2 protein-coding genes and 2 pseudogenes are annotated in these 3328 nt (G+C 34.1%); 3 read left to right on the plus strand and 1 reads right to left on the minus strand.

What is annotated here, in order from left to right:
- Nucleotides 1-140 precede the first annotated feature (140 nt).
- Nucleotides 141-1541, minus strand: coding sequence for an alanine/glycine:cation symporter family protein (locus tag DES33_RS08210; protein ID WP_110058671.1), 1401 nt, complete (start codon nt 1539-1541; stop codon nt 141-143).
- Between the two features lie 440 nt (nt 1542-1981).
- Here DES33_RS08210 and trxB point away from each other — a divergent pair, with 440 nt between their 5' ends.
- From trxB to DES33_RS09980, 3 genes and pseudogenes are all read left to right on the plus strand, one after another.
- Nucleotides 1982-2914 carry a thioredoxin-disulfide reductase gene (gene trxB / locus DES33_RS08215; protein ID WP_094224463.1) on the plus strand — a complete coding sequence of 311 codons (933 nt, stop codon included), beginning with the start codon at nt 1982-1984 and terminating at the stop codon, nt 2912-2914.
- 175 nt (nt 2915-3089) lie between these two features.
- Nucleotides 3090-3221 (plus strand): annotated as a pseudogene (locus tag DES33_RS09975) (glycine/sarcosine/betaine reductase complex selenoprotein A); the annotation flags it as partial.
- A 15-nt stretch (nt 3222-3236) separates the two neighbouring features.
- A pseudogene (locus DES33_RS09980) lies at nt 3237-3328 on the plus strand (glycine/sarcosine/betaine reductase complex selenoprotein A); the annotation flags it as partial.

The raw sequence follows: 3328 nt of genomic DNA on the forward strand, positions 1-3328 counted from the left end.
AAATATTCTAGTACTAATTTTATTTTAAATTCTTTTGTGTATTTTGGCATACAAAAACCCCTCCATCCGTATTCCGGATTTTGGGGTTCAGGTTACTTTCGTGATGTTTTTTATCTCTTATAAATAAATCTTGACTTATTTTATAATGAACCTTCTTTACCATTTGTTTCATAATGCAAGCTCATATTTTTTACGTGTTTATGAAGCATAATGATAGCGATAATGTTTGGTATAACCATTAATGAGTTTGTTAAGTCTGCTGTGTTCCATACTAAGTCTACTTCTTGTAAAGAACCTGCAATGATACATAACAATACTAAAATTCTGTATGGCCACAAACCTTTATGACCGAATAAGAATCTGATGTTAGTTTCACCAAAGTAATACCATCCAACTATTGTTGTAAATGCGAAGAATCCTAATGCAACTGCAAGTAGAACTGTACCACCTGTACCAAATGCTCTTGTGAAAGCTTCTTGAGTAACCAATGCACCGTTCAAGCTTTTGTCTGTCCATGAACCTGTTACTAAAATCATTAGAGCAGTTACTGTACAAACAACAATTGTATCGATAAATACACCAACCATAGCTGTGTAACCTTGTAATACAGGGTGAGCTACATTAGCTGTAGCGTGAGCATGTGGTGTAGAACCCATACCAGCTTCGTTAGAGAACAATCCTCTACCAACACCTTTAGATGCTGCTGCTTTAATTGTGATACCTAATGCACCACCAAGAGCTGCTTCTGGATTGAATGCTGCTTGGAATATAAGTTTAAATGCTGGTCCAATTTGATCATGGAATTTAACCATCATTACTATTGCTGCAACGATATAAATCAATGCCATGATAGGAACTACTAATTGAGCAAAGTTTGCAATTCTCTTAATACCACCAATGAATACTCCACCTGCTAAAACTGCAACTACTATGCCAACAATTATTGGGTTAAGGTGTCCGCCTGCTCCTTCTACTGCTGCTACAACACTTGTTGCAATTGAGTTTGATTGAACTATATTTCCTACAAATCCTAATGCAATTACTATTAAAATTGCAAATGCTACTGACATTACTTTTGCTAATCCAGGATGAGTTGGTCCAATACCATTTTTAATGTAGTAAGCAGGACCTCCGACGAAGTTACCTTCATCATCTTTTTCTCTAAATTTTTGTGCCAAAGTTGCTTCGGCATATATTGTTGCCATACCTAATATAGCTGCAAGCCACATCCAGAATATTGCTCCTGGACCACCTGCCATGATTGCTGTTGCAACACCTGCAACGTTTCCAGTACCTACTTGTGCTGCGATTGCTACTGCTAAAGCTTGGAAAGAAGATACTCCTTCATCTTCAGATTTCTTTTCTTTTGAGAAAACTCCTCCAAAAGTTTGTTTAAATGCTGCACCTAATTTTCTAAATTGCACGCCTTTTGAATAGATTGTGTAGAATATACCGCAACCTAAAAGTGCAATCAATAAAATGTTGTTACTTAGAAAACTGTTGATGGCCACTATGGTATCGTTTAATGCTTTTTGATCCATAAAATTTCCTCCTTAAAATTTTTTGAGATACTTGAAAACCTTTATTGTGATTATACTATGATACAACAAATCTTCTCTCAAATTTGCCTTTGTCAAGCATTTAACCTCTTACACCCTGGATTAAAAAATAAATTAATGCTTATGCTTGACTAAGTAATTCTAACCAAATCACTTATGAAAATCTTTTCATATCTCTTACTATTATTATACTATGTTTTTTGTAAAATGCAATAACTTTACTAAAATTTTTATTATTTTACAGAGATTTATTGTTTTATTGTAAACTAACTGCTATATTATGCTAATACCTTAATTGTTACATTTTTGTTATAATTGCTTTTTTCATTCTAACTAAACGCTTAATAGTGATTTTTTTGACCTTTTGTGATATTATTATTTATAGAGTTCTTACTCTAAAAGAATTTAAGGAGTGAATTTACATGTATGATTTAATTATTATTGGTGCTGGCCCTGCTGGTTTATCAGCTGGTTTATACGCTGCACGTGCTAAAATGAACACATTGATAGTTGAAAAAGAAAAAACTGGTGGTCAAATTACTACTACTGATTCTATTGAAAACTATCCTGGTGGAATTGTTGGAGAATCTGGTCCAAGCTTAATCAAAAAAATGGCTGACCAAATCGACAATTTCGGTCTTGAAATTAGAAGAGCAGATGTTGTTGACGTTGATTTTTCTGACAAAGTTAAAAAACTTACATTAAAAAATGGAGATGTATTAGAAGCTAAATCAGTTATTATAGCTACTGGTGCTGCTCCAAGAAAATTAGGATGCCCTGGTGAAAAAGAATTCACTGGTAAAGGTGTATCTTACTGTGCAACTTGTGATGCAGATTTCTTTACTGACTTAGAAGTATTCGTTGTTGGTAGTGGTAACTCTGCAGTTGAAGAAGCTACTTACTTAACAAAATTTGCTAGAAAAGTTACTCTTTTAGTTAGAGGCGATCACTTAAAATGTGATAAGACTGCTGAAGACGAAGCAAAAGAATGTGACAACTTATCTATGAGATTCAACACTTCTATTAAAGAAATCAAAGGTGAAGGAATCTTGGAATCAATCGTTATGGTTGACAAAGAATCTGGCAAGGAAGAAGAATACCACTGTGACGAAGATGACGGAACTATGGGTGTATTCGTATTCGTAGGTACTATTCCTTACTCTGATGTATTCAAAGGTAAAATCGAATTAGATGATTACGGATATGTTTTAGCTGACGAAGAAATGCACACTAACGTTGAAGGCGTTTATGTAGCTGGTGATGTTAGACAAAAAACTCTACGTCAAGTAGTTACAGCTGCTGCAGACGGCGCTATTGCTGCTACTCAAGCTGAAAAATACGTAGATAAATTCTAAATTTCATTTATTGAGATTTTCTATAAAAGAATTGCAGATTTCCGCTGTGAAATTTGCAATTTTTTTTTATTATGATATTATAATGATGTCAACGAACGATAGGCGTTCGATTGTGGTAATTTCATTCTTCTTATTAGAATGAAAAATATATTTTAAAATAAAGGAAGGATGTATTATGGGTTTTTTAGAAAATAAAAAAGTTATAATCATTGGAGACCGTGACGGAATTCCAGGTCTTGCAATTGAAACATGTGTAAACACAGTAGAAAATACAGAAGTAATTTTCTCAAGTACTGAATGCTTTGTCTGAACTAGCGCAGGAGCTATGGACTTAGAAAACCAAAAGAGAGTTAAAGACTTCGCTGAACAATACGGAGCTGAAAACGTAGTGGTTCTTCTAGGTGCCGCAGAAGC

The sequence above is a fragment of the Finegoldia magna genome (assembly GCF_003182075.1).
Taxonomy (GTDB): domain Bacteria; phylum Bacillota; class Clostridia; order Tissierellales; family Peptoniphilaceae; genus Finegoldia; species Finegoldia magna.